Below are 25104 nucleotides of genomic sequence, written 5' to 3'. Positions count from 1 at the left end.
TCTCTAAAGATTCGTGACGGAGTGAAGGTGCATCGGTGAGGTCCTCAGACCTCTTCGACCGAGCTGGGCTCTGCGCGGGAGAGGTCGATGCCAAGCTCCTCCGCAGCGCTGAACCCGGTTTCCTCCGAGTCACGCATCTCGACCTTGCTGCCGTCTGCGGAGAGGACCTCCACGTTGAGGCAGAGCGACTGCATCTCCTTGATGAGCACCTTGAACGATTCCGGAACGCCGGGCTCCGGGATGTTCTCGCCCTTCACGATGGCCTCGTAGACCTTCACACGACCGTGGATGTCATCGGACTTGATCGTCAGCAGCTCCTGCAGCGTGTAGGCGGAGCCGTAGGCCTCCAGGGCCCAGACCTCCATCTCACCGAAGCGCTGACCGCCGAACTGCGCCTTGCCGCCCAGCGGCTGCTGGGTGATCATCGAGTACGGTCCGGTTGAGCGGGCGTGGATCTTGTCGTCGACCAGGTGGTGCAGCTTCAGGATGTACATGTAGCCCACTGCCACACCTTCGGGGAACGGCTCGCCGGAGCGGCCGTCGAAGAGCTGCGCCTTGCCGTTGGCGCCCACCAGCTGCTCGCCGTCGCGTGACGGGTTCACAGACTCCAGGATTCCGGTGAGCTCGGCCGGCTCGGCGCCGTCGAACACCGGGGTGGAGACCTTGGTGGGTCCGGTCTCACGGGGCAGGTTCGGCAGCTTCTGGATCCACTCGGGCTCGCCCTCGATCTTCCAGCCCTGCTTGGCGGCCCATCCGAGGTGGACCTCCATGACCTGACCGATGTTCATACGGCCCGGCACGCCCAGCGGGTTCAGCACGATGTCCACCGGGGTGCCGTCGGGCAGGAAGGGCATGTCCTCCACAGGAAGGATCCTGGAGATGACGCCCTTGTTGCCGTGGCGCCCGGCGAGCTTGTCGCCGTCGGTGATCTTGCGCTTCTGCGCCACGTAGACGCGCACCAGCTGGTTCACGCCCGGGGGCAGATCGTCGCCGTCCTCCGCGTCGAAGATCCGGACACCGATCACGGTGCCGGACTCGCCGTGGGGCACCTTCAGCGAGGTGTCGCGGACTTCGCGGGACTTCTCCCCGAAGATCGCGCGCAGCAGCCGCTCCTCAGGGGTCAGCTCGGTCTCGCCCTTGGGCGTGACGCGACCGACCAGGATGTCGCCTGCCGAGACCTCGGCGCCGATGTGGATGATGCCGCGCTCGTCGAGCTGGGCGAGCATCTCCTCGGAGACGTTGGGGATGTCACGAGTGACCTCCTCGGCACCGAGCTTGGTGTCGCGAGCGTCGACCTCGTGCTCCTCGATGTGGATCGAGGTGAGCACATCGTCCTGGATCATCCGCTGCGAGAGGATGATCGCGTCCTCGAAGTTGTGACCCTCCCAGGACATGAACGCCACCAGCAGGTTCTTGCCCAGGGCGAGCTCGCCGGCCTCGGTGGAGGGTCCGTCGGCGATGATCGACTGGCGCTCCAGGCGATCTCCCTCGGAGACCCGCACCCGCTGGTTGTAGGCGTTGCCCTGGTTCGAGCGCTGGAACTTCATGATCGGGTAATGGATCTGAGTGCCGTCGTCGTTGAGCACGGTGACCATGTCGGCGGCCACACGGGTGACCACGCCGGGCTTCTCGGCGGTGACCGAGTCTCCGGCGTCGATGGCGGCGAACTTCTCCATGCCGGTGCCCACCAGCGGGGACTCCGACTCCAGCAGCGGCACAGCCTGACGCTGCATGTTCGCGCCCATGAGTGCACGGTTGGCGTCGTCGTGCTCCAGGAACGGGATCAGGGCGGTCGCCACAGACACCATCTGGCGCGGCGAGACGTCCATGTAGTCGATCTCTTCGGGAACGGTCAGCACGGGCTCGCCCTGCTCACCGGTGCCATCGGCACGACCACGGCAGAGCACGGTGGCCTCGGTGAAGGTCCCGTCCTCGTTCAGCGGCGCGTTGGCCTGAGCGATCTGGGAGACCAGCTCGTCATCGGCGGTGAGGTACTCGATCTGGTCGGTGACCACACCGCCCACGACCTTGCGGTACGGGGTCTCGATGAAGCCGAACGCGTTGATCCGTCCGTAGGTGGCCAGCGAGCCGATCAGGCCGATGTTCGGGCCTTCCGGGGTCTCGATGGGGCACATGCGGCCGTAGTGCGAGGGGTGGACGTCACGGACCTCCATGCCGGCGCGGTCACGGGAGAGACCGCCCGGGCCCAGCGCGGAGAGGCGACGCTTATGCGTCAGTCCGGCCAGCGGGTTGTTCTGATCCATGAACTGCGAGAGCTGCGAGGTGCCGAAGAACTCCTTGATGGAGGCGACGACGGGGCGGATGTTGATCAGCGTCTGCGGCGTGATGGCCTCGACGTCCTGAGTCGTCATCCGCTCGCGGACCACACGCTCCATGCGGGAGAGGCCGGTGCGGACCTGGTTCTCGATGAGCTCCCCGACGGCGCGGATGCGCCGGTTGCCGAAGTGGTCGATGTCGTCCACGGTGATGTGGACGTCGATCTCTTCTGCGTCGCGGATCCCCTTGATGGTCTCCTTGCCGGCGTGCAGCGCGGCGAGGTAGTGGATCATCGCGACGATGTCGGCCTCGCTGAGCACCGAGGCGTCGGCGTCGGTGAAGGCCTTGTCCACGCCGAGCTTGCGGTTGAGCTTGTAGCGGCCCACCTTGGCGAGGTCGTAGCGCTTGGGAGTGAAGTAGAGCCCGCGCAGCAGCGACTCGGCGGCCTCCACGGTCGGCGGCTCGCCCGGGCGCAGCTTGCGGTAGATGTCGATCAGCGCGTCGGCCTGGGTCTCGAAGGCGTCCTTCTCCATGGTGGCGCGGATCGAGTCATACTCGCCGAACTCTTCCAGGATCCGGGACTCGGTCCAGCCCAGCGCCTTCAGCAGCGCGGTCACCGGCTGCTTGCGACGACGATCCAGACGCACGCCGACCTGGTCGCGCTTGTCGATCTCGAGCTCGAACCAGGCACCGCGGGAGGGGATGACCTTCGCCGTGTAGATGTCCTTGTCGCTGGTCTTGTCCGGGGTGCGCTCGAAGTAGGCGCCCGGGGAGCGGACCAGCTGGGAGACGACGACACGCTCGGTGCCGTTGATGATGAACGTGCCGCGATCGGTCATGAGCGGGAAATCGCCCATGAACACGGTCTGCTGCTTGATCTCACCGGTGTTGTGGTTCATGAACTCGGCCTTGACGTACAGCGGAGCGGAATACGTGGTGTCCCGCTCCTTGCACTCGGCGACCGGCATCTTGGGGTCGGCGAACTCAGGATCGGAGAAGCTCAGGGACATGGTGCCCTGGAAGTCCTCGATCGGTGACATCTCTTCGAAGATGTCGGAGAGTCCGGAGGTTTCGGAAACGCCCTTGATGCCCTTCTGCCGGGCCTCCTCGACCCGAGCAGCCCAGCTGTCGTTGCCGATCAGGCGGTCGAAGGAGTCGATCTGCAGAGCCAGCAGCTCCGGGACATCGAGGGGTTCGTGAATCTTTGCGAATGAGAGTCGGCCTGCGTATTCAGCAGTGCGGGCCGAGGCAGCGGTTTGCGTCGTTGAGGTGCTCGAGGCGACCAAGTTGGATCCTTCCACAGACCTTCGTAGCTTCCGTAGGAATCACGCATAAATTCAACTGCCCACCGCTATTTGAAGGCACTGATGTAGAGAAGATGCGCAAAGGTACAGAGTAGACCATGAAGGCAGCCCAGGGCAAGAGAAGGCCGCTGGGGCGAAAGACGCGAGGGCTGAGCCTGGCGCCGAACGGGAAGGCCGGCGGAGATTGCAGATGGGCCTCCGGGCTTTCTGGGCAGTAACTGTACCAGCCCGCACCGCCGGGCGTGCGGTGCGACACATCCACGGCGCGCCCAGGTCGGTGAGGGATCAGACGATCCTGCGGCGCTCCGCCCAGCGGGTGAGCTCATGGCGTGAGGAGAGCTGGAGCTTGCGCAGCACCTTCGAGACGTGGGTCTCCACGGTCTTGATCGAGAGGAACAGCTCGCTCGCGATCTCCCGGTAGGTGTAGCCGCGGGCGATCAGCCGCATCACCTCCACCTCGCGTGCGGAGAGCCGGTCGAGCTCCTCGTCGCGGACATCGGCGACGCCGGCGGTGCCGAAGGCATCCAGCACGAATCCCGCCAGCCGCGGAGAGAAGACCGCATCTCCGGTGGCCACGCTCTCCACCGCTGCGGCGAGCTCGGTGGTGGAGATGGTCTTGGTGACGTAGCCGCGCGCCCCGGCGCGGATCACCGAGACCACGTCCTCGGCCTGGTCCGAGACGCTGATCGCCAGGAAGCGCACCTGGGGCAGATCTCGGCAGGCACGCACGACCTCGGCCCCTCCCCCGCCGGTCCCGCCCGGGAGGTGGACATCGAGGAGCACCACCTCTGGCAGCGCGGCGCGGACGGCGGCGATCGCGGAGTCGACGTCGTGACCCTCCCCGACGACCTGGACCCGTCCGGACATCTCGGCCTTCAGTCCGGCACGGAAGATGCCGTGGTCATCGATGATCACCACCCGGCGCAGCGCGGGGGCCTCCGTGGCGCCTGCCAGCTCAGCCATGGGTCTCCTCTCGCTGGGCCGTCGGTTCGACGGGCGTCTCCGGTCCACCCGCCACAGCCACGGGCATACGCAGCTGGACCTCGGTGCCGGTCTCCCCGGAGCGGATCCGCGCCGAACCCCCGGCGCGCTGCATCCGTCCGATGATCGATTCGCGCACTCCCAGCCGGTCGGACTCGATCCCCGCAGGGTCGAATCCGGCCCCGCGGTCACGGATGAACACCGCGTCCTCGGCGGGAGTGGACTCCAGGTACACCGAGGCCGGCCCGGCGTGCTTGAGCGCGTTGACGATGCCCTCCCGTGCCGCCGCGACCAGCACCCGGTGATCGCTGCGCCGTGACTCGCCGACTGCGATCAGCTCCACGGGGTCATGGTGCAGCTCCTCCAGCTCGGCGGCGACGCTGCTCAGCTGCTCCTTCAGGGTGCCGGTCTCGGGGCTGTCCCGGGAGTAGAGCCAGCCGCGCAGCTGCCGCTCCTGCCGTCTGGCCAGCCGCTCCACAGCGGCAGGATCATGGCGGTGCTTCTGGATCATGGCCAGCGTCTGGAGCACGGAGTCGTGCAGGTGGGCGGCGATGTCCGCGCGCTCGGCCTCGGCGGCGGCACGGGCGCGTTCGCTGTTGGAGGTGCGGTAGAGCCGGATCAGCCAGGGAGCGGTGACCAGGGCGACGCCGGCGAGCAGCATCGCGGCCACCATCAGGCCCAGCAGCAGGTCAGCGGCGGGCAGGAAGCCACCGGCCAGCAGCAGCAGGGCGAGGATCACTAACAGCGCACCGATGGAGAACTGCCAGAGGATCGCCTGCCGGGAGCGCGCGGTCGGCGCGTGCAGATCGGGATCCTGATCCCCGGTGCGCGGGCCGATGGCGTCGACCTGGGACCAGGCGAGCAGCACCCCGACGCCGAGGATCAGCGGGGGGCCGATGAGCCACCAGTTGATCTGGGCACCCAGCAGCTGCAGCGCGATCAGACCGGCGCCGCCGAGCAGCGCTCCGCCCAGCAGCACCTGCGGCGAGCTGGTCAGCGAGTGCAGGAGTTCGCGTGCCCGGGCGCTCCAGTACTGGACGGGCTCCGCATCAGGGTCGATGCCGCTGGCGGCGCTGCCCCAGGACCTGGTGCTCGCTGCGCCCTCGGAGGTGTCACCCTCGACGGCCGGTCCGCTGAGCCCTCGGGCTGCGGCATCGGGGCGCGGCTCGTCCTCCCGGGGGACGAAGATCCATAGCCAGCAGTAGAGCAGCAGGCCGATCCCGCCGGCGATGCTGAGTCCGATCATCACGGTGCGCACCGAGGTCACCGAGACACCCAGATGCCGGGACAGGCCCAGGCACACCCCCGCCAGGGGGGTCTGCGCGGCGCGCAGCAGAGGGAGCCGCTGCGGGCCTGCGCGCTTCGACGCCGGGGGCGGCGGGCTGGCGCTGTCCATATCCTCCATACTGCCACGCCCCCCGGCGCACTTCGATGGCTCAAGCCCCATATCCGGGGCGCTGGAGCCAGGATTCAGGGTTCAATCAGGGTGCCCCCTCATGGCGGGGACCGGGGGGTCCGGCGGAGACTGGAGGCATGGACAATCAGAAGCCTGAGACAGGCCGCCGCTTCTTCGACTGGATGCGCACCACAGGACTCACCCGTCCCGAGGAAGGCTGGCTCGGAGGGATCTTTGCAGGAATCTCACTGAAGGTGGGATGGGACGCCGCCCTGGTGCGCGGGCTCGGCGTCGTCGCGTTCATCATCTTCTTCTCCCCCGCGGCTCTGCTCTACGGGCTGGCCTGGATGTTCGTCCCGGACCGGGCGGGCAGGATCCATGCCCAGCAGGCGGTGCGCGGGGACTACACCTCGGGCTTCATCGGCGGTGCGGTGCTCGCGGTGATCGGTGCGCTGAACATCTTCACCCCGGTCAGCGTCGCGGGCCCGCTCGCGGTGCTGCTGAACCTGGTCATCCTGGCAGCCGTGGCCTGGCTGGTCTACGTGATGGTCCGCAATCACCGGCGCAACTCCGGCGCCGCGCAGACCGCGGGATCCGCGCCGGCCGGTGCCGACGGAGGGTCCGCGCCGGGCCGCTTCGGCACCTCGGGGCAGGACGCGCCGGGAAAAGCTGAGGCCGGGAGCTCGAAGCCGCCGCGCGCGGACGGGAGACCGGCCTGGTACCCCAAGGAGGAGTCACCGACTGCCAGCCCGGCTCCAGGTCCGACGGCGCAGGCCTCCGCCGCCGGCACCGCCGGTGGTCACCCCTCCCCCGCTGTGACACCGGCGAGCTCGGTGTCCACCAGGAGCCGCGAGTCCCGCACGCAGGACTCACCCCGCGAGCGGGCCGCCCGACGGCGTCGTCGTCAGCTCAGCTGGGGGCTGGGGATGCTGGCGGTGCCGGTCATCGTGGGCCTCGCCTGGCTGGGCGGGACCCTCGGGCTCTCCACCATCACGGTGGCCCTGGCGGCCACCGCCGGCCTGGTGCTGATCCTGGGGCTGACCCACTTCACCGCGGCGCTTCAGGGCCGGCACGGGACCCCCGGGCTGCTCGGGCTGAGCACCGCCGTCATGCTCGTGCTCTTCGCGGGTCAGTCGGCTTCCGGATTCGGTGGCGGCGCGAACCACGTGTTCGGTGACTACAGCACCTCGGAGTCTCAGGTGCAGAGCGTCTTCTCCAACACCACGGTGGACCTGCGCGAGCTTCCCGCGCAGGACGGCCCGGCCGATCCGGTCGTCTGGGACGCCCAGGTGAACCAGGCCTTCTCCAATGCCACCGTGATCGTCCCGGATGAGACGCGGGTGATCGTCAGCAACGGCCAGGCGTTGAGCAACCTGGAGATCCTCACTCAGGATGAGCGCCTCGAGCGCTCCGGGATCTCCGGCGATGATCTGGTCATCGGCCCTGAGGAGTCCCAGGACGAGATCCACCTGGAGCTGAACTCCGCCTTCGGCAACACCACGATCTATGACTCCACCACCTATGAGCAGGAAGAAGCTGAGCTGTGATGAACCCGGAACGCCCAGACCCCGAGGCCGGCACCCACCCCACCAGGCCGCTTCCGGCCGAGCCCGCCGACGTCGACGAGCTGCTGGCGGAGTCGCTGCGCGCCCAGAGCGAGCGCGACTTCACCTGGAAGGAGCCCGAGCGCGGCCCCCGCTGGTTCGAGCGCGCCGAGCAGCAGGCCGCGCTGAGCGCAGCCACCGCTGCGCCGAGCCACTCGCCGGCGGTGCCCGAGGCGCAGTCCCCGCCGGCGGGGAGGGGGAGATCTGGCCGCGCGGGTTCCCGATCCGGCGGCGGACCGCGCATCGCCGGGGTGATCTACGCGACCATCGCCATGGCGCTGGCGCTCTGGGTGCTGGCGAGCATGGTGCTCGGCATCTACATCGACTGGCTGATCGTGGCGCTCGGGGTCTTCGCCCTGGCCGGACTGGCGCTCGTGGTGACCGGGCTGATGCCCAAGCCCGGCACGCGACTCTGACCCGCCAGCCAGAGATCCCCCAGACGCAGATCCCCCAGACATAGAGAGATCTTCAGACACAGAGAGATCCCGATACACAGAGAGAGATCCCCCGGAAGGAAGCCTTCCGGGGGATCTCTCTATGCAGTCAAGACTGCCTGGCAGCGGCTGAAGCCGCACCGATCACTTGAGGGTGACGGTGGCGCCTGCGCCTTCCAGGGTCTCCTTGGCCTTGTCGGCGGTTGCCTTGTCGACACCCTCCAGAACGGCCTTGGGGGCGCTGTCGACCAGGTCCTTGGCCTCCTTCAGACCCAGGGAGGTCAGACCGCGCACCTCCTTGATGACGCCGATCTTCTTCTCGCCTGCGGACTCCAGGACGACGTCGAACTCGGTCTGCTCTTCAGCTTCCTCAGCTGCGCCGGCTGCCGGAGCAGCTGCTGCTGCCACGGGGGCAGCTGCGGTGACGTCGAAGGTCTCCTCGAAGACCTTGACGAACTCGGAGAGCTCGATCAGGGACATGTCCTTGAACTGTTCGATCAGTTCTTCGTTGCTCATCTTCGCCATGGGGGCGCTCCTTCTTCAATGTTTAGGGGTGTTGCTTGCGGATCTGTGGTGAGCTCGAGCTCAGGCAGCTTCCTGCTTCTCGCGCAGCGCCTCGACCGTGCGAACGGCCTTGGACAGCGGCGCCTGGAACAGCGCAGCAGCCTTGGACTGGACGCCGATGAGGGCACCAGCCATCTTGCTGAGCAGAACCTCACGGGATTCAAGATCCGCGAGCTTCTTCATACCTGCCTCATCGAGGGCGACGCCATCCATGTAGCCGCCCTTGACGATGAGCTCAGGGTTGCTCTTGGCGAAGTCACGCAGCGCCTTGGCCACATCCACGGGGTCACCGTGGACGAAGGCGATTGCAGAGGGTCCGGACATCTTGCCTTCAAAGGCGTCGATGCCGACTTCCCGGGCCGCAATCTCGGTGAGCGTGTTCTTCACCACAGCGTAGTGTGCGTTCTCTCGCACGGACCGGCGCAGTGTCTGCAGCTGGCCCACGGAGAGGCCGCGGTATTCCGTGAGCACTGCGGCAGTCGATGCGTTGAAGAGTTCCTTCAGCTCATCGACGGCGGCAGCCTTCTCAGGATTCGCCATGGCACTCCTTCCGATCATGTAAGCCGGTCACCTGCTTCGGGCCGGGCATAAAAAATGCCCCGCTGCGCAAGGCACGGGGCATATCTCCGACGAGCAGGCTGGCCGCGAATGATCGCGGACGGCGTGATACAAGGAGAGCTGAACGTGTCCTGCGCAGGTCGCCCGATTAGGGTCTTTACGTTGCATCGCATCACAGACTTGGTATCTGCTGACCGCGCAGATCAGCCAATGATCTGCGCACGAAAACAACGACCGGCGGTCTTTGGTCAGCCCTTACTCTACACGGGGATCCGGGCACCCGCAACGCAGGAACAGCAGAAGGCCCCCGTCCGAGGTCGAGGGCCTTCTGAGCTGCTGCACCAGGAGCTGGTATCAGTCAGCGATCACCTTGGTGACGTTCGGGTCCACGGGGATGCCGGGGCCGAAGGTCGTGGTCACGGTGGCCTTGGAGATGTAGCGACCCTTGGACGCCGAGGGCTTCAGCCGAAGGATCTCCTCCAGGGCAGCGGCATAGTTCTCCGCCAGCGCCTTGGCATCGAAGCTGGTCTTGCCCACGATGAAGTGCAGGTTGGCGTGCTTGTCCACGCGGAACGTGATCTTGCCGCCCTTGAGCTCGTTGACCGCCTTGGCCACGTCCGGGGTCACGGTGCCGGTCTTCGGGTTCGGCATCAGGTTGCGGGGACCGAGCACCTTGCCCAGGCGACCGACCTTGCCCATCATGTCCGGGGACGCGACGGCGGCGTCGAAATCGGTCCAGCCGTCAGCGACCTTGGCGATCAGCTCATCGCCGCCGACGTGGTCGGCCCCGGCCTCTTCGGCCTTGGCGATGTTGTCACCCTGGGTGAAGACGACCACACGGGCGGTCTTGCCGGTGCCGTGGGGCAGGATGACCGTGCCGCGGACCATCTGGTCCGCCTTGCGCGGATCCACCGAGAGGCGCATCGCGACCTCCACGGTGCTGTCGGTCTTGGAGGGGTTGATCTCCTTGGCCAGGGCTACTGCCTCGGCCGGGGAGTACAGGGCGTCCTCGTTGACCTTCTGTGCCGCTGCTTCATAAGCTTTGCTGCGCTTTGCCATCTGCGTTGTTCTCCTTAGCAGTCGTGGTACGCGGGTCGCGCTCGACCCTTCCCACCGTCCGGCTCTGGGCCGGACTGTTTGTCAGTTGATGATGGGCGTGAGCCCGGTTCAGCCTTCGACCGTGATGCCCATGGAGCGGGCAGTTCCGGCGACGATCTTGGAGGCCGAGGCGAGGTCGTTCGCGTTGAGGTCCTCCATCTTGGTCTGAGCGATCTCTTCGACCTGTGACTGGCTGAGCTTGCCGACCTTCTCGGTGTGCGGCACGCCTGAGCCCTTGGCCACGCCTGCTGCCTTCTTGATCAGCTCGGCGGCCGGCGGGGTCTTGGTGACGAAGGTGAAGGAGCGGTCCTCGTAGACCGTGATCTCCACAGGGATCACATTGCCGCGCTGGGACTCAGTCGCGGCGTTGTAAGCCTTGCAGAACTCCATGATGTTGACACCGTGCTGACCGAGTGCGGGACCGATCGGCGGGGCCGGGTTAGCGGCGCCTGCGTTGATCTGCAGCTTGATCAGGCCGGAGACTTTCTTCTTCGGGGCCATGTTCAGCGTCCTTTTCATGCGTGGCGGGTTCTGCCCTCCGTGCCGAGAAGCGGCACGGCGTCGAACCCTCACCTGGTGTCCCTGTGCCACAGGAGCGTGACGCAGGGGGGTGGCCATCATGGCGTGATGACCGGTTCGGCGCCGCCGGCCAAAGCCACCTGCGGCACCGAAAGTCTCTAGGTCTCACACGGTGCGCTCCGACGACGTCGTCGGTGCGCACCTGCGAGGAACATCAGTAGATCTTCTCGACCTGGTTGAAGTTCAGCGTCACCGGGGTCTCGCGCTCGAAGATCGAGACGAGCACCACCAGCTGACGCGAGTCTGCATGGATCTCCGAGATCGACGCCGGGAGGGTGGCGAACGGGCCGTCAGTGACGGTGACCGACTCCCCGATCTCGAAGTCCACCTTGATGTCGGAGGCCGCCGCTGCGGGGGCCCCGTCCTCGCCAACGCCCTGCTTGGGTGCATCGGGCTTGCCCAGCAGGTGATCCGAGAGCATGTCGAAGACCTCGTCGGAGCTCAACGGGTGCGGGTCGTGGGCGTTGCCGACGAATCCGGTGACACCTGGGGTGTGGCGCACCACGCCCCAGGAGGCGTCGGTGAGCTCCATGCGCACGATCACGTAGCCGGGGATCCGCACCCGGCTGACGACCTTGCGCTGGGTGCCCTTGATCTCCACGACCTCTTCCATGGGGACCTCGATCTCGAAGATGTGGTCTTCCATGTCCTGGGTCTGGATGCGGGTCTCCAGGTTGGACTTCACCCGCTTCTCGTAGCCGGCGTAGGTGTGCACCACGTACCAGTCACCGAGCTGGCGGCGCAGCTTCGACTTCAGCGCGGCGGCGCGCTCCTCGTAGGACTTCTCCTCCTCGGGCACCTCGGCGTCAGCCTCAGACGTGGCCTCGGCGTCAGTCTCTGCCTCAGACTCGTCTCCGGTCCCGGCGTCCTGCGCCGCATCCTCGCTCGGGGCGTCGGTCTGCTCGGCCGTCTCGACAGCGGCTGAGGCGTCCTCGGTGTCCGCTGCTGCTTCGGCGGCGGCATCCTGGGCGGCGTCGACCTCTTCGGTCTGCTGCGAAAGATCCTGTTCAGACACTGTTCTCCTGCTTTCCGTGGTGCTCACCGACGCACGGCGAGCTCTCGTTCACGTGGTGGATGCCCCGGCTGCGGCATCACATCATGGTCATCTGGTGAGCCCTGCTCAGTCCTCGACTCCGGCCGGCGGCGCGGCGGGCTGCTCCACGCCACCTCCGGTGGAGCCGAAGAGCGCCTCGGCGCCCCGGCTGAAGACGGCGTCGAAGCCGGTGACGATCCCGATCACGATGACCACGAAGACCAACACGACCAGCGTGTAGTTGGTCAGCTCTCGACGGGTCGGGACGACCACCTTGCGGAGTTCGTCGATGACCTGGCGGAGGAACAGCCACAGCTTCCCGAACGGGCCCTTCGCATCGCCACCGGCGGGCGTGGAGCCCTGATCTGGCGTCGAAGGCGACTGGGACACGAAGACTCCATCTGTTCACGGTTAAGGCGGATGCCTAGCAGGGCAGACAGGACTCGAACCTGCAACCTACGGTTTTGGAGACCGTTGCGCTACCAATTGCGCCACTGCCCTAGGGGACTCTTCAGCTTCCGTCACGCTACCGCACCGAGGACCGGAAGTCCGGTTTCGGGGCACGATCGATCGGGGCGCCTGAGACACCGAACGACCACTTTACGCCCTCGGCCCGGCGCAGGACAAACCGGTAGGCTGGAAACAGTCCATGAATCCCGAAAGGATCCCTCAGACATGACTGCTCCGAGCTCCCGCATCTCCGATCGCATCGGCTCCATCGCCGAGTCCGCCACCCTCGCGGTGGACGCCAAGGCCAAGGCCCTGAAGGCCGCGGGTGAAGATGTCATCGGCTTCGGCGCGGGTGAGCCGGACTTCCCCACCCCGGACTATATCGTCCAGGCGGCTCGCGAGGCGGCGCTGAACCCGCGCTTCCACCGCTACTCCCCCGCGGCAGGCCTGCCCGAGCTGCGCGCCGCGGTGGCGGAGAAGACCACCCGGGACTCGGGCTACCGGATCCAGGGCAAGGCGCTCGAGTCAGGGAACGTGCTGATCACCAACGGCGGGAAGCAGGCGGTGTACAACACCTTCGCCACCTTGCTGAACCCCGGTGATGAGGTGATCCTCCCGGCACCCTTCTGGACCACCTACCCGGAGGCGATCAAGCTCGCCGGCGGCGTGCCGGTGGAGGTCTTCGCCGGACCCGAGCAGGGATACAAGGTGACCCTCGAGCAGCTCGAGCAGACCCTGACCCCGGCCAGCAAGGTGCTGGTCTTCGTCTCTCCCTCCAACCCCACCGGCGCGGTCTACTCCGCCGAGGAGGTCCGCGAGATCGGCCGCTGGGCGGCGGAGAAGGGCCTGTGGGTGGTCACCGATGAGATCTATGAACACCTCACCTACGACGAGGCCGAGTTCACCTCGATCGCCTCGCTCGAGGAGCTCGCCGATCAGGTGCTCATCCTCAACGGGGTCGCCAAGACCTACGCGATGACCGGCTGGCGGGTGGGCTGGATGGTCGGCCCCAGCGACATCATCAAGGCCGCCGCGAACCTGCAGTCCCACGCCACCAGCAACGTCGCCAACGTCTCGCAGATGGCGGCGCTGGCCGCGGTCCAGGGCCCGCTGGACGCGGTGGTGGAGATGAAGACCGCCTTCGACCGACGACGCCGCGCGATCGTCACCGGGCTCAACGCCATCCCAGGGTTCTCCTGCCCCACCCCCGAGGGCGCCTTCTACGCCTACGTCGATGTCCGGGGAGCGCTGGGCCGCGAGGTCGCCGGTCGCACCCCGCAGACCTCGGCGGAGCTGGCCGAGGTGATCCTGGAGGAGGTCAAGGTCGCCGTCGTCCCGGGTGAGGCCTTCGGCCCCAGCGGGTTCCTGCGGCTCTCCTACGCCCTGGGGGATGAGGACCTGGCCACCGGGATGAGTCGGCTGAAGGACCTGCTCGGGGGATGACCCACGCGCCGCCGGACCCCATAGACTGAGCCGCAGCAACCTGCCGAGGACGTCAGGCCTGAGATTTTTCCTGAAATCCATGAAGGGACGAGCTGAATCACCATGCGCATCGGACTGCTCACCTCCGGCGGCGACTGCCCCGGCCTGAACGCTGTCATCCGCTCCGCCGTGCTGCACGGCATCAAGAGCTACGGCGACGAGTTCGTCGGCTTCAAAGGCGGTTGGCGAGGACTCATCGAGGGGGACTACATCGATCTTCCCCGGCAGTCGGTGCGCGGACTCTCCCGCGAGGGCGGCACCATCCTCGGCACCTCACGCACCCACCCGTACAACCACCCGGGCGGCGGGCCGCAGAGCATCGCCAAGCAGCTCAAGCGCCATGACATCGACGCCGTCATCGCCATCGGCGGCGAGGGCACCCTGGCCGGCGCCAAGCGGCTCGCCGAGGACGGAATCCCGGTGGTGGGCGTGCCCAAGACCATCGACAACGATCTCAAGGCCACTGACTACACCTTCGGATTCGACACTGCGATCTCCATCGCCACCGACGCGATGGATCGGCTGCGCACCACCGGGGAGTCCCATCACCGGTGCATGGTCGCCGAGGTCATGGGCCGCCACGTGGGTTGGATCGCGCTGCACTCCGGCATGGCCGCCGGCGCCCACGCGATCCTGATCCCGGAGCACAAGGTCTCCATGGATCAGGTGTGTGAATGGGTGGAGCAGGTGCACTCGCGCGGACGCTCACCGCTGGTGGTCGTCGCGGAGGGCTTCATCCCCGAGGACGCCGAGTCCGCGCTTGCGGGCAAGGGCGAGGAGTCCGACGGACGCCCACGGCTGGGCGGCATCGGGGAGTGGGTGACCCACCAGATCGAGACCAAGACCGGGATCGAGTCCCGCCACACGACCCTGGGCCACATCCAGCGCGGCGGCAACCCCACCGGCTATGACCGGGTGCTCGCCACCCGGTTCGGCATCCGTGCCCTGGATCTGGTGCATGAGCAGGCCTGGGGTCATATGGCCGCACTGCGCGGCACCGAGATCGTCAAGGTCGATCTCGCCGAGGCGCTGGACGGGCTCAAGACCGTGCCGCCCGAGCGCTACGAAGAGGCTCAGATTCTCTTTGGCCGCTGAGGAAGCACCGGGCGGCGGCCTCGCGGAGCACACCCGCAGCATCATCGCGCTGTCCTGGGCCCGCAGGCTCGGCCTCGGCGACAAGGATCTGCTCGGCCCGGGCTCCCGGCATGAGCTCAGCACCCCCGCGGGATCCCCGGTGAGCTTCCTGCGACTCTTCGACCACACGGTGCTCAGCGCACCGAGCGAGGTGCTGCACCAGGCACGCCGGCTCGCCGATGCCGAGCTCGCTGATGAGCGCAGCCTGCTCGCGCTGGCGCGCCGCTGTGCCGCCGGTGCGCGCAGCCTCGGTGCAGCCCAGCTGCTCTACGCCGAGGAGCCGCCGATCCTGACCGCCGCCCAGCGCGGCGCGATCTCCTTCGAGCCGGAGGCGGTGCAGGCGGCGATCGCAGCCTCACCGGCCGATGACGTCCAGGCCTCTGGGATCGGGGCGGCGCCCTGGATGGCCGCCCTGGTCGACGAGGACACAGGGGTCAGCCTCGGCGCCGCCGGACGCGAGATCTGGGCCGGGATGCTGGCCCAGCTGGGCGTGCTCACCGTGCCGGGCCAGCGTCGCCGCGGGGTCGGGCTGCAGCTGGCCGCCGTCGCGGCCGAGGAGGCGTTCACCGAGGGACTCATACCGCAGTGGCGAGCCGGCACCGAGTCGCTCGCCGCGCTGCGGATCGCCGCCGGGCTGGGGTTCAGCTCCGCAGGGACCCAGACCACGGTGATCCTGGACTGAGCCCCGGCCGTGGGCCAGGCTCAGCGGCGCTGGCCGCGCAGGAAGTCGCCCTGGGGACGCCCCACGGCCTGCCCGGCATCCGGGCGGACGATGACCTCCTGAGCGGCGGCATAGAAGGTCGCCTCCTCGGCCGCGCCGTCGCGCACCACCAGCTGCACCGCGGGGTCCACCTTCCGCTTCACCAGTGCGAGCGCGATCGGGCCCATCTCATGATGCCGGGCCACCGAGGTCACCTTCCCCACGGGGCGCTCCTGGGCCAGATCCTCCGCAGTGGCCTCCGGGCCGGCGGAGAGCACGTCGGAGCCGACGGCGGGCAGCGTGTGCTCGCTGCCGTCGAGGTGCAGGAAGACCAGGCGGCGCGGTGGATGTCCCAGGTTGTGCACCCGCGCCACGGTCTCCTGACCCTTATAGCAGCCCTTGGACAGGTGCACGGCGGTGCGGATCAGGTCCAGCTCGTGCGGGATGGTCTTCTCGTCCACCTCACGGGCCAGCCGAGGCCGCCAGGCAGCGACACGCAGCGCCTCGGACGCCATGGTCCCGGCCAGGGTCCACCCCGCCTGCTCCAGCTGCTCCACCACGCCGTGCAGCCCCGTGCGCGGAACCACGCTCAGCCACCAGGACCAGTCGACGCCGGGATGCTCCTCTTCGGCGACCTGGGCGTAGCTGGAGGCGCCGGGGCCCAGCTTCGGCCACGGGTCCTCCCAGGCGACGGCGAGCTCGGCGTCGGCCGGAGCCGGCAGCGGCGCAGTGGATCCGAGCACGGCATAGTCCGCGGTGCGGTCGGTGATCTCCACCCGGAGCATGAACTTCATCGAGTCCAGCCACAGGGCCAGCTCGGCGCCGTGGGAGTTCTCGGTGATCAGCCAGACGGTCTCGCCGTCGTCGACCACGGCGGCATCATGTTCGATGCGCCCAGAGATGTCCAGCAGCAGCAGCTCGGTGGACTCCCCCGGGGCCAGCCCGGCGATCTGCTGGGAGGACAGCGTGGTCAACCAGCTCAGCCGGTCCGGTCCGGTGACCGTGACCACGCTGCGATGGGAGAGGTCCACGACGCCGGCGCCGCGGGCCAGCGCGCGCTGCTCCCGGGTGGGGTCTCCGTAGTGCGCGGCGACCGGGGCGTCATCGCCGGCCTCGGGGACGGCGCCGGAACGCGCTAACAGGGGCGACTTCGAATGCTCTTCCACGGGCGGACTCCTTCATCGGTGCGGCGGGTGCGCGGGGCGCACCGCGCGCGAGGCCTGCCGGGGGCAGGTGCGAGTGGAGCTCAGGCGGTGCGCGTGGCGCTGACCTCTTCGGCGGAGGCGGTGCGGTCCAGGATCGCCGAGGCGTGCGGGACCATCTCACCGCCGGCTGCGCGCAGGTCCCAGCGCCAGAACAGCTGGCTGTTCACCAGTCCGAACATCCGGGAGGCGCCCGGGTATTCCGCGGCGTGCTCTCCGCGCATCACGGCGTCCGTGGCCAGATGCAGCTGCGGTCCCTTGATCTTGCCGTAGTAGAGCTCTGCGATGCTGCCAGGATGGGCGATGGTGGCGGTGATCGCGAAGGACCCGTCTGACTCGGCGAGCTGGTCGACCTCGGCCGCGCTCTTATACGCCGGCACCACATCGGCCGGCTCCAGGCCCGGTCCGACGTCGGCGTCGGTGCGGGCACGGTCCAGGGACCAGAATCCGGATTCCACGGAGAGCGGGCGCAGACATGCCCCGGCCTCATCGGAGAGCCAGGTCTCCGCGCGGTACTCCACGAACTCCAGCCCGGTGTCACGGAACGTGACGTCCTGGGTGAAGATCGGATCATCCTGCTCCCCCGAGCCGAGACGGCCCTGGCCGCGCCAGCTGCCGAGCAGCCAGTACAGCGGAGCCAGCTCCGGGGTCAGGTCGGTGGGAAGCTCCATCGGGGCCATCGGCTCAGCTCCTGGGCGCGCGGTGGACGAGGCCCGGACGGGCCGTTTTCGGGCGGCGGTGCAGGCGGATCAGCGCTGACCCTTGTACAGCCGGGAGATGACGGTCCAGGAGATGCCGGCGATCATCAGCGTGACCAGGACCAGCAGCCCGATGAAGAAGATCTCCAGTGCCAGCAGTGACACGTTCTGCAATGCGAAGTTCATGGGGGAAGTGTACAACTTCACACCAGCAGAAGACGCTCCGTGAAGTAGGTCAGCGCTCCCATGGCCGCGATCGGTGCCGCGCCGACCGCGATTCCGGAGAGGACCCCCTGCGGCGGCCCCTGGGTGATCAGGAACCGGCGGAAGGACCCGAGCAGCAGCCCCGCGATCAGGCCCAGCGTCCCGGCGAAGAGCAGGGTGAGCTCGCCCCAGGCCAGGGTCATGCCCAGGGCGGCCGCGGTGCTTCCCACCACCACCAGCAGCATCGCCCACATGTTCGGCAGCGGGATCACGGCGAGCAGGGTCGCCACGATCAGAGTGCCCGCGGCCAGCGTCACCACTGCGAGCTCCCCGGAGGCGCCGGTGACCGCAAGCAGCGCGGTGTCCTCGAAGAGCAGTCCCCGCACCGCCAGCAGCCCTCGGGCACCCTCTGCCCCGGAGGCCTCGGCGAGCTCCACCGGGTAGCGCAGCCCGGCCACCCACCCGGCCCCGGTGGTGGCGATCAGCACGCCGGCACAGGCGCCGATGGTGGACTCCAGGCGGTGCGGCCTGCCGGTGCCGCGCAGGACCTGGATCAAAAAGACGCTCATGACCCCGAAGGCCAGTGCCACCGAGGACCAGAAGAACAGATCACTCGCGGAGCCGACGACCCCGGCACCGAGGGCCGAAATCACGCCGGCGCCGGCGATCACCGCTGAGAGCGAGCGCCGAGCGGAGACGCCCATCAGCTGGGGCCATCCCAGGGCGATCAGGATCGAGAGTCCGCAGACCACCAGGGTCATCGCGAGGGCTCCGGCCCAGGAGGCCAGAGCGAGCGCCATGGCTGCGAGCAGGGCGGAGGCTGCCACTGGGATGTACTTCACAACAGGCCATCCTAGGGGGCGGCGCTTCACACGTCGCATATACTCAACGGCAGATCGCTGAATCGCGTTTTCACATTGTGAAATACCTGGCGTTGAAGACCGCAATCACCGTTGAAGACCCTGCGGGACCCGGACAAGACAGTGACCCAAGGGGAAGGAGTCATGGATGGCTCAAGTTCTGCTGCTCTCAGACACCCCGGACGACGCGCTTCCGTCCCTGGAGCTGCTCACGCACCGCATTCGCAGCTTCCCCGCGGAGGCCTCCTCGATCGTGCGTGCCCCCAATGTGGATGTGACGCTGATCGATGCGCGCAGCAAGCTCGCCCACGCCCGCTCGCTGTGTCAGCTGGTGAAGTCCTCCATGCTCTCCCCGGTGCTGGTCATCGTCACCGAGGCCGGGCTGGCCACGCTGAACGAGTCCTGGCAGGCCGATGACTTCATCCTCGGCGAGGCCAGCCCCGGCGAGATCGACGCCCGGATCCGACTGGCTGCGGTGGAGACCGTGGAGGAGACCCCGGTGGGGGAGATCCGCGCCGGGGGCATCACCATCGACGAGACCACCTATATGGCCACGATCAACGGGCGTCTGCTGAACCTGACCTATAAGGAGTTCGAGCTGCTCAAGCACCTGGCTCTGCACCCGGGCCAGGTCTTCACCCGGGACCGGCTGCTCCACGATGTCTGGGGCTATGACTACTTCGGCGGCACCCGCACCGTGGACGTGCACATCCGACGCCTGCGCGCGAAGCTCGGACCCGACCACGAGTCCCTGATCGGGACGGTGCGCAATGTGGGATACCGCCTGGTGATCAGCGGAACCGACACCGTGGACCCCCCGGAGGGCGACCGAGAGGACGACGGCGCGGACGCCGCCTGAGCCGGTGACCCCAAGGGTTCAGCTCCGATACAGTGAGCCCATGAACCCAGGCGACGTCACCCCAGAAGGCATCGACCCAGCGGTCGTCGAGCTCAGCGAAGGCGCACCCGACGCGGATCTGCACCACGCGCTGCTCGAGCTGGCCGCCGTGGCCACCGAGGCCGACGCAAATCCGCCGTTCTCCGAGCAGACCCTCATCGAGCTGCACCGAGCGGCGGACCGGCGGGCGACCGAGGCCGGCACCCGGTCCGATGCCGCTGATGCCAGCGAGTCCGATGATGCCGCTGATGTTCAGGCGCAGGGGCGCATTCCGCTGCGCATCGTCTATGCCTGGACCGACGCGCGGCCGGACTCGCGGCTGCTTGCCGGGGCCGGCGTCGTCGTCGAAGGTGAGACCGGGGTCCCGGACGTGCTGGAGATGGTGGTCCGTCCGGACTGCCGACAGCGCGGGATCGGCGCCGCCCTGGTCGAGGCGCTCACCGAGGCCGCCCCCTCCCCCGAGTCGGGCCGGGTGCAGCGCGCCTGGGCCCACGGGGAGCACGACGCGGCCGCCCGCCTGGCCCGTCGCTTCGGCTGGGCGCCGGTGCGTGAGCTCTGGCGGATGCGCCTGACCGACCTCGATGAGGCGCCTGCTCCCCAGCTGCCGGAGACCGTCTCGATCCGCGCCTTCCGACCCGGCGTGGATGATCAGGCCTGGCTGAGCGCGAACGCCTCGGCCTTCGCCGATCACCCCGAACAGGGACGGCTGACCCTGGAAGACCTGCATGACCGCATGGCCGAGGACTGGTTCGACCCGGAGGGGTTCCTGCTGGCCTGGGAGGGCGAGACGCTGCTCGGCTTCCACTGGACCAAGGTCGCGGACCCGGAGCTCGGTGAGGTCTATGTGGTCGGCGTGGTGCCCGAGGCCCAGGGTCGAGGACTGGGTCGCAGTCTGACCCTGGCGGGGATCGAGCATCTGCACCGGGCGGGACTCGCCGCCATCATGCTCTACGTGGACGCCGACAACGCCGCCGCCGTGAAGCTCTACAAGAAGCTCGGTTTCACCAAGTGGGACGCGGACACGATGTACGCCCCGACCGTGGAGGCCGCGGCGGAACCAGCCTGATATCTTGGTCTCTCGTGAGCTCCCCCGAGACCATGAGCAAGGTCCCCCGCCGCAGAACTGTCACGGTCTCCGATGACGGGCTCGACGCCGAGATACTCGCCGCCGGCGCCCTGTGCTGGCGCCTGCGCCGCTCCGAGCTTGAAGTGCTGGTGATCCACCGGCCGCGCTATGACGACTGGTCCTTCCCCAAGGGGAAGCTCGATGAGGGCGAGACCCTCCCGGAGTGCGCGGTCCGAGAGGTCCGCGAGGAGATCGGGCTGAAGGTCCGGCTCGGCATGCCGCTGCCGATCACCCGCTACTGCGTGGGCAAGGCCCGCGGCGCCAAGAACGGCAACGGCGGCAAGGACAAGGCCGTCTGGTACTGGGCCGCGCAGGTCTCCGAGGGCACTCCGGTGCCCGATGGTGACGAGGTCGACGAGACCGCGTGGGTCAGCGTGGCCCGGGCCCGGGAGCTGCTGAGCAATCCGGGCGACGTGCTGCCGCTGGACGAGCTCGAACGGCTCCACGAGGATCGGCGCCTGCACACCCTGCCCTTCATCGTGCTGCGCCATGCCAAGGCCAAGCCGCGGTCCTCCTGGTCGCGTGCCGAGTCGGAGCGTCCGCTCGCCGCGACCGGCAAGCGGCAGGCCCGGGCCGTGGAACGGCTGCTCATCTGCTGGCGACCCCGACACCTGGAATCCAGTCCGTGGCGGCGCTGCGCGGAGACCATCGCTCCCTATGTGAAGGCCCACCGCAACCGCGCCACCTACCGGAAGTCGCTCACCGAGAAGCGCGCCGAGGTCCACCCGGAGCGCACCCAGGCTCGGGTCCGACGGGCCCTGGAGCTGCTGCTGCCCACCCTGATCTGCAGCCACCGCCCGGTGCTGCCGCTGATCCTCGAGACCACCAGCGGCTGGCTCCAGGACCGGGCGCTGCTGGAGGCCATCCCGGATGAGGACCCCTACCTGCGCCCCGGCGCCGTGCTGGTGGCTCAGCAGGCCATGGACCGCGGCGGGGAGATCGTCTCGATCGAGGTCTACGAGCCCTTCGAGGACTGAGCCTCGCCGGCTCGGCCGCCAGGACTGACAATCACGGACTGTGACGGTACTCTCAGTCCATGAGTGCGCCGAAGAACGTTCATCCCACCGCCGAGCTCAACATCGACGAGGACCGAGGCCGTGCGGAGCTCTGGGACACCATCAATGGCCGGCGCACCTTCATCGGGTTCATCGGGTTCACCCCCGAGACGCTTCGCGGCCAGGAGGTCACACTTCTGCAGCACACCATCGTGCACCCGCAGTACGGCAGTCAGGGCTACGCCCGCTGCCTGGTCACCCTGCTGCTGGACCAGCTGAAGGCGGAGGACCGGCTCTTCGCCTCGGAATGCACCTATGTGGATGCCTATCTGCACCGCTACCCGGAGTACCGCTCCCAGCAGGCCACGTTCTCCTGAGCCGCCGGACGCGGTGACCGGCAGCCGCTGCGAGCCGGCCATCAGCCGGACTGCGACGGCGGACGAAACGCCTCAGGTGCGCTTGGCCTGCACCGGTATGCTGGGTCCGTGAACTCGCCGATCCCCACCCCTTATGAGGACCTGCTGGCTGACGTGCTGCGCACCGGCACCGCCAAGTCCGACCGCACCGGAACCGGCACCCGAAGCGTCTTCGGACGCCAGATCCGGTTCGACCTCAGCGAGTCCTTCCCGCTGATCACCACCAAACGGGTCCACTTCAAGTCGGTGGCCCTGGAGCTGCTGTGGTTCCTGCGCGGGGACTCCAACGCCGGCTGGCTCCAGGAGCGCGGCGTGCGGATCTGGAACGAATGGGCCGGTGAGGACGGTGAGCTCGGCCCGATCTACGGAGTGCAGTGGCGCTCCTGGCCGACTCCGGATGGCAAGGACATCGATCAGATCCAGCAGCTGATCACCTCGCTGAGGACGAACCCCGATTCCCGGCGCCACGTGGTGAGCGCCTGGAACCCGGCGCAGATCGATGAGATGGCGCTGCCGCCCTGCCACATCATGTTCCAGTTCTACGTGGCCGACGGGCGACTCTCCTGCCAGCTCTACCAGCGCAGCGCAGACATGTTCCTCGGTGTGCCCTTCAACATCGCCTCCTACGCCCTGCTCACCCGGATGGTCGCCCAGCAGGTCGGGCTGCAGCCAGGTGAGTTCATCTGGACCGGCGGCGACTGCCACATCTATGACAACCACGTGGAGCAGGTGCGCGAACAGCTCTCCCGCGCCCCCTACCCCTCCCCCCGCTTGGAGTTCACCCGCACCCCGGAGTCGATCTTCGACTACGAGTTCGAAGACTTCGACGTGCGTGACTACCAGCACCACCCGGCGATCAAGGCCGCCGTCGCCGTATGAGCGGGGACCCCACCCCGGCACAGATCGGCATGATCTGGGCCCAGACTCAAAACGGTGTGATCGGCGACGCCGGGGCCATGCCCTGGCACCTGCCCGAGGACCTGGCGCACTTCAAGGCCACCACCGGCGGCGCCCCGGTGGTGATGGGCCGCCGGACCTGGGAGTCCTTCCCGGCGAAATACCGTCCGCTCCCCGGGCGGCAGAACATCGTGATCACTAAGGATCCGCATGCCGCCGAGCAGATCCGCGAGCTGGGCGGACATCCGGTGACCAGCCTGGACGAGGGGATCAAGATCGCCTCGGAGGTCGCGACGGAGAAGATCTGGATCATCGGGGGCGGGCGGGTCTATGCCGAGACCATGGACCGAGGCCTCGCAGATCTCGCCGTGATCACCGTGATCCAGTCCGACGCCTCCGGCGACACCTCGGCCCCGGCACTGACCCCGGAATGGGAGCTGACCGAGCGTGAGCCCGCTGCCGGGCGGCACCAGGGAGCCAACGGTCTGGCGTTCCACATCGAGACCCACCGACGAAAGCCTGAGATGACACCGACCTCCCTCTCCACCGAGGACGCGACCCGCAGCGCCGAGACGAGCTCCCAGGCCACCTCGACGAACCTGATGCTGCTCGGCCTCGGCGGTTACCTGATCCTGCCGTTCCTGGCTCTGTTCACGGTGACGCTGGGCTTCGTGCTGGTGCTCAACGACCGGATCATCCCGGGCCTGGCCTTCCTGTTCCTCGCCCAGCTCTGGGTGGCCGGGGGGCTGTGGGCGCATCTGAAGCGCCGTCGTCTGCTTCAGGAGATCAAGGAAGCCAGCGCCTCCACGAACCACCAGGAGAACCTCGGCGCCGAGGGCTGACTCTGACCCGCTGAGTCGACTCCGCTACCCTGGAGGCATGACTTCTGCAGTGAACTCCTCCGTGTCCCCTGCCCTCTCCGCCGTCGCCGGCGAGTCCCCTTCGGTGGGCCTGATCGGTTGGCGCGGCATGGTCGGCTCGGTGCTGATCACCCGCATGCTCGAAGAAGGCGACTTCGCGCACATCAACCCGGTCTTCTTCTCCACCTCGAACGCCGGGGGTCAGGCGCCGAGCTTCCCCGGGGTCACCCCCGAGGAGACCACGCTGCAGGACGCCTTCGATCTGGACACGCTGCTGAAGCTGCCGATCATCGTCACCGCCCAGGGCGGGGACTACACCTCCGAGGTCTACCCGAAGCTGCGCGAGGCTGGCTGGAGCGGGATCTGGATCGACGCCGCGTCCACGCTGCGCATGGCGGACACCTCGATCATCGCGCTGGACCCGATCAACCGCGATGTCATCGACGCCGGTCTGGAAGCCGGCGTGAAGGAGTTCATCGGCGGCAACTGCACGGTCTCGAACATGCTGATGGGCCTGGGCGGGCTCTTCACCAATGACCTGGTCGAGTGGGGCACCGCGATGACCTACCAGGCGGCCTCCGGCGGCGGCGCCAAGCACATGCGCGAGCTGCTCAACCAGTTCGGCACCCTGCACTCCGCCGTCGCCGAGGACCTCAGCGATCCCGCGGCCGCGATCCTGGACATCGACCGCGCCGTGCTTGAGGCCCAGCGCAACGACCTCGACGCCACCCAGTTCGGCGTCCCGCTGGCCGGCTCGCTGATCCCCTGGATCGACGCAGACCTCGGCAACGGTGTGGCCAAGGAGGAGTGGAAGGCCGGTGTGGAGACCAACAAGATCCTGGGCCGCGGTGAGAACCTCGCCCCCGGGGTGACCTCCCGCGGCGCCGCAGTGCCCTTCGACTCGCTCTGTGTCCGGGTGGGCGCGCTGCGCTCACATTCCCAGGCGCTGACCCTGAAGCTGCGCGAGGACCTGCCGCTGGCCGAGATCGAATCGATCATCACCTCGGGCACCGAGTTCTCCAGCTTCGTCCCCAACGAGAAGGACGCCACCGTCGCTGCGCTGACCCCGGTCGCCGCGACCGGCTCGCTTCAGATCCCCGTGGGGCGGATCCGCAAGCTCGAGATGGGCCCGGAGTACATCTCGGCGTTCACCGTCGGGGACCAGCTGCTCTGGGGTGCGGCCGAGCCGCTGCGCCGGATGCTGCTGATCAGCGTCGGCAAGCTCTAAGCTCAGCCCCGGAGGACACCTGAGTCCATCCAGGGGAATCGGCTGCGCCCGGGCCCGGAGAATGCTTCGGCCCCGGGCGCAGCCCCGCTGCGGGCCTGTGAGAACCCCTGCGAGCCGCTGCGAGGC

Annotated in this window: 25 protein-coding genes and 1 tRNA gene; 12 read left to right on the top strand and 14 right to left on the bottom strand. The window is 68.1% G+C overall.

What is annotated here, in order from left to right:
- Window positions 1–44: 44 nt before the first annotated feature.
- The 3 genes from rpoB to HNR24_RS12760 form a co-directional block, all read right to left on the bottom strand.
- A complete protein-coding gene (gene rpoB, locus HNR24_RS12770) occupies window positions 45–3563 on the bottom strand; it encodes a DNA-directed RNA polymerase subunit beta (RefSeq protein ID WP_058887537.1) in 3519 nt (1172 codons plus the stop codon).
- Between the two features lie 303 nt (window positions 3564–3866).
- On the bottom strand, window positions 3867–4544 hold the full coding sequence (locus tag HNR24_RS12765) for a LuxR C-terminal-related transcriptional regulator (protein ID WP_182495960.1): 678 nt from the start codon (window positions 4542–4544) through the stop codon (window positions 3867–3869).
- Window positions 4537–5958, bottom strand: coding sequence for an ATP-binding protein (locus HNR24_RS12760; RefSeq protein WP_182495959.1), 1422 nt, complete (start codon window positions 5956–5958; stop codon window positions 4537–4539). Before HNR24_RS12760 ends, HNR24_RS12765 begins: the two co-directional genes overlap by 8 nt.
- Window positions 5959–6095: 137 nt before the next feature.
- Between HNR24_RS12760 and HNR24_RS12755 the strand changes: the two genes are divergently transcribed.
- Complete coding sequence (locus HNR24_RS12755; RefSeq protein WP_182495958.1) at window positions 6096–7505, top strand: PspC domain-containing protein; 1410 nt, start codon at window positions 6096–6098, stop codon at window positions 7503–7505.
- A complete protein-coding gene (locus HNR24_RS12750) occupies window positions 7505–7978 on the top strand; it encodes a hypothetical protein (RefSeq protein WP_182495957.1) in 474 nt (157 codons plus the stop codon). The genes HNR24_RS12755 and HNR24_RS12750 overlap by 1 nt, the downstream gene beginning before the upstream one ends.
- A 162-nt stretch (window positions 7979–8140) precedes the next feature.
- On the opposite strand, the gene rplL is transcribed toward HNR24_RS12750, so the two are convergent.
- The 7 genes from rplL to HNR24_RS12715 form a co-directional block, all read right to left on the bottom strand.
- A complete protein-coding gene (gene rplL, locus HNR24_RS12745; RefSeq protein WP_058887542.1) occupies window positions 8141–8521 on the bottom strand; it encodes a 50S ribosomal protein L7/L12 in 381 nt (126 codons plus the stop codon).
- A gap of 60 nt (window positions 8522–8581) precedes the next feature.
- A complete protein-coding gene (gene rplJ, locus HNR24_RS12740) occupies window positions 8582–9100 on the bottom strand; it encodes a 50S ribosomal protein L10 (RefSeq protein WP_058887543.1) in 519 nt (172 codons plus the stop codon).
- A gap of 372 nt (window positions 9101–9472) precedes the next feature.
- Window positions 9473–10177: a 50S ribosomal protein L1 gene (rplA, locus tag HNR24_RS12735; RefSeq protein WP_179440963.1), complete on the bottom strand. Its 705-nt coding sequence runs from the start codon at window positions 10175–10177 to the stop codon at window positions 9473–9475.
- A gap of 108 nt (window positions 10178–10285) precedes the next feature.
- Entirely contained in the window at window positions 10286–10717 is a 432-nt protein-coding gene (rplK, locus tag HNR24_RS12730; protein ID WP_179440964.1) for a 50S ribosomal protein L11, read from the bottom strand.
- Between the two features lie 232 nt (window positions 10718–10949).
- On the bottom strand, window positions 10950–11810 hold the full coding sequence (nusG, locus tag HNR24_RS12725; protein ID WP_182495956.1) for a transcription termination/antitermination protein NusG: 861 nt from the start codon (window positions 11808–11810) through the stop codon (window positions 10950–10952).
- Between the two features lie 105 nt (window positions 11811–11915).
- Entirely contained in the window at window positions 11916–12218 is a 303-nt protein-coding gene (gene secE, locus HNR24_RS12720; RefSeq protein ID WP_179440966.1) for a preprotein translocase subunit SecE, read from the bottom strand.
- Window positions 12219–12256: 38 nt separating this feature from the next.
- Window positions 12257–12329, bottom strand: a tRNA-Trp gene (locus HNR24_RS12715).
- A gap of 174 nt (window positions 12330–12503) precedes the next feature.
- On the opposite strand from HNR24_RS12715, the gene HNR24_RS12710 reads away from it, so the two are divergent.
- From HNR24_RS12710 to HNR24_RS12700, 3 genes are all read left to right on the top strand, one after another.
- Window positions 12504–13721, top strand: coding sequence for a pyridoxal phosphate-dependent aminotransferase (locus HNR24_RS12710; protein ID WP_182495955.1), 1218 nt, complete (start codon window positions 12504–12506; stop codon window positions 13719–13721).
- A gap of 102 nt (window positions 13722–13823) precedes the next feature.
- Window positions 13824–14855 (top strand): 6-phosphofructokinase, encoded by a 1032-nt coding sequence (locus tag HNR24_RS12705; RefSeq protein WP_182495954.1) that lies wholly within the window; start codon window positions 13824–13826, stop codon window positions 14853–14855.
- Window positions 14845–15576 carry a hypothetical protein gene (locus HNR24_RS12700; protein WP_182495953.1) on the top strand — a complete coding sequence of 244 codons (732 nt, stop codon included), beginning with the start codon at window positions 14845–14847 and terminating at the stop codon, window positions 15574–15576. Before HNR24_RS12705 ends, HNR24_RS12700 begins: the two co-directional genes overlap by 11 nt.
- A 20-nt stretch (window positions 15577–15596) precedes the next feature.
- Here HNR24_RS12700 and ygfZ read toward each other — a convergent pair whose 3' ends face one another.
- The 4 genes from ygfZ to HNR24_RS12685 all read right to left on the bottom strand — a co-directional run bounded on the left by ygfZ (window position 15597) and on the right by HNR24_RS12685 (window position 18540).
- On the bottom strand, window positions 15597–16760 hold the full coding sequence (gene ygfZ / locus HNR24_RS12695) for a CAF17-like 4Fe-4S cluster assembly/insertion protein YgfZ (protein ID WP_182495952.1): 1164 nt from the start codon (window positions 16758–16760) through the stop codon (window positions 15597–15599).
- Window positions 16761–16840: 80 nt separating this feature from the next.
- Window positions 16841–17476 carry a nitrobindin family protein gene (locus HNR24_RS12690; RefSeq protein ID WP_182495951.1) on the bottom strand — a complete coding sequence of 212 codons (636 nt, stop codon included), beginning with the start codon at window positions 17474–17476 and terminating at the stop codon, window positions 16841–16843.
- Between the two features lie 69 nt (window positions 17477–17545).
- Window positions 17546–17680, bottom strand: coding sequence for a hypothetical protein (locus HNR24_RS14170; protein WP_255342456.1), 135 nt, complete (start codon window positions 17678–17680; stop codon window positions 17546–17548).
- A gap of 17 nt (window positions 17681–17697) precedes the next feature.
- Window positions 17698–18540, bottom strand: a complete 843-nt coding sequence (locus HNR24_RS12685; protein WP_182495950.1) for a hypothetical protein — start codon at window positions 18538–18540, stop codon at window positions 17698–17700.
- 166 nt (window positions 18541–18706) lie between these two features.
- Between HNR24_RS12685 and HNR24_RS12680 the strand changes: the two genes are divergently transcribed.
- The 7 genes from HNR24_RS12680 (at window position 18707) to asd (ending at window position 24978) form a co-directional block, all read left to right on the top strand.
- Complete coding sequence (locus HNR24_RS12680; RefSeq protein ID WP_058887553.1) at window positions 18707–19417, top strand: response regulator transcription factor; 711 nt, start codon at window positions 18707–18709, stop codon at window positions 19415–19417.
- A 40-nt stretch (window positions 19418–19457) separates the two neighbouring features.
- Window positions 19458–20522 carry a mycothiol synthase gene (gene mshD, locus HNR24_RS12675; protein WP_182495949.1) on the top strand — a complete coding sequence of 355 codons (1065 nt, stop codon included), beginning with the start codon at window positions 19458–19460 and terminating at the stop codon, window positions 20520–20522.
- Window positions 20523–20536: 14 nt separating this feature from the next.
- Window positions 20537–21559 (top strand): NUDIX hydrolase, encoded by a 1023-nt coding sequence (locus tag HNR24_RS12670; RefSeq protein ID WP_310735444.1) that lies wholly within the window; start codon window positions 20537–20539, stop codon window positions 21557–21559.
- A 59-nt stretch (window positions 21560–21618) separates the two neighbouring features.
- Window positions 21619–21954: a GNAT family N-acetyltransferase gene (locus tag HNR24_RS12665; protein ID WP_182495948.1), complete on the top strand. Its 336-nt coding sequence runs from the start codon at window positions 21619–21621 to the stop codon at window positions 21952–21954.
- Between the two features lie 108 nt (window positions 21955–22062).
- Window positions 22063–22872: a thymidylate synthase gene (locus HNR24_RS12660; protein WP_182495947.1), complete on the top strand. Its 810-nt coding sequence runs from the start codon at window positions 22063–22065 to the stop codon at window positions 22870–22872.
- The gene (locus HNR24_RS12655; RefSeq protein ID WP_182495946.1) at window positions 22869–23732 is read left to right on the top strand and encodes a dihydrofolate reductase; all 864 of its coding nucleotides are present in this window, start codon (window positions 22869–22871) and stop codon (window positions 23730–23732) included. Before HNR24_RS12660 ends, HNR24_RS12655 begins: the two co-directional genes overlap by 4 nt.
- 37 nt (window positions 23733–23769) lie before the next feature.
- Complete coding sequence (asd, locus tag HNR24_RS12650; protein WP_182495945.1) at window positions 23770–24978, top strand: aspartate-semialdehyde dehydrogenase; 1209 nt, start codon at window positions 23770–23772, stop codon at window positions 24976–24978.
- Window positions 24979–25104 lie beyond the last annotated feature (126 nt).

Origin of the sequence: Nesterenkonia sandarakina (genome assembly GCF_014138825.1) — a bacterium.
In the GTDB taxonomy this organism is placed as follows: domain Bacteria; phylum Actinomycetota; class Actinomycetes; order Actinomycetales; family Micrococcaceae; genus Nesterenkonia; species Nesterenkonia sandarakina.
The sequence above is the reverse complement of the archived record's forward strand: the minus strand, read 5'-3'. Positions and strand labels throughout refer to the sequence as shown.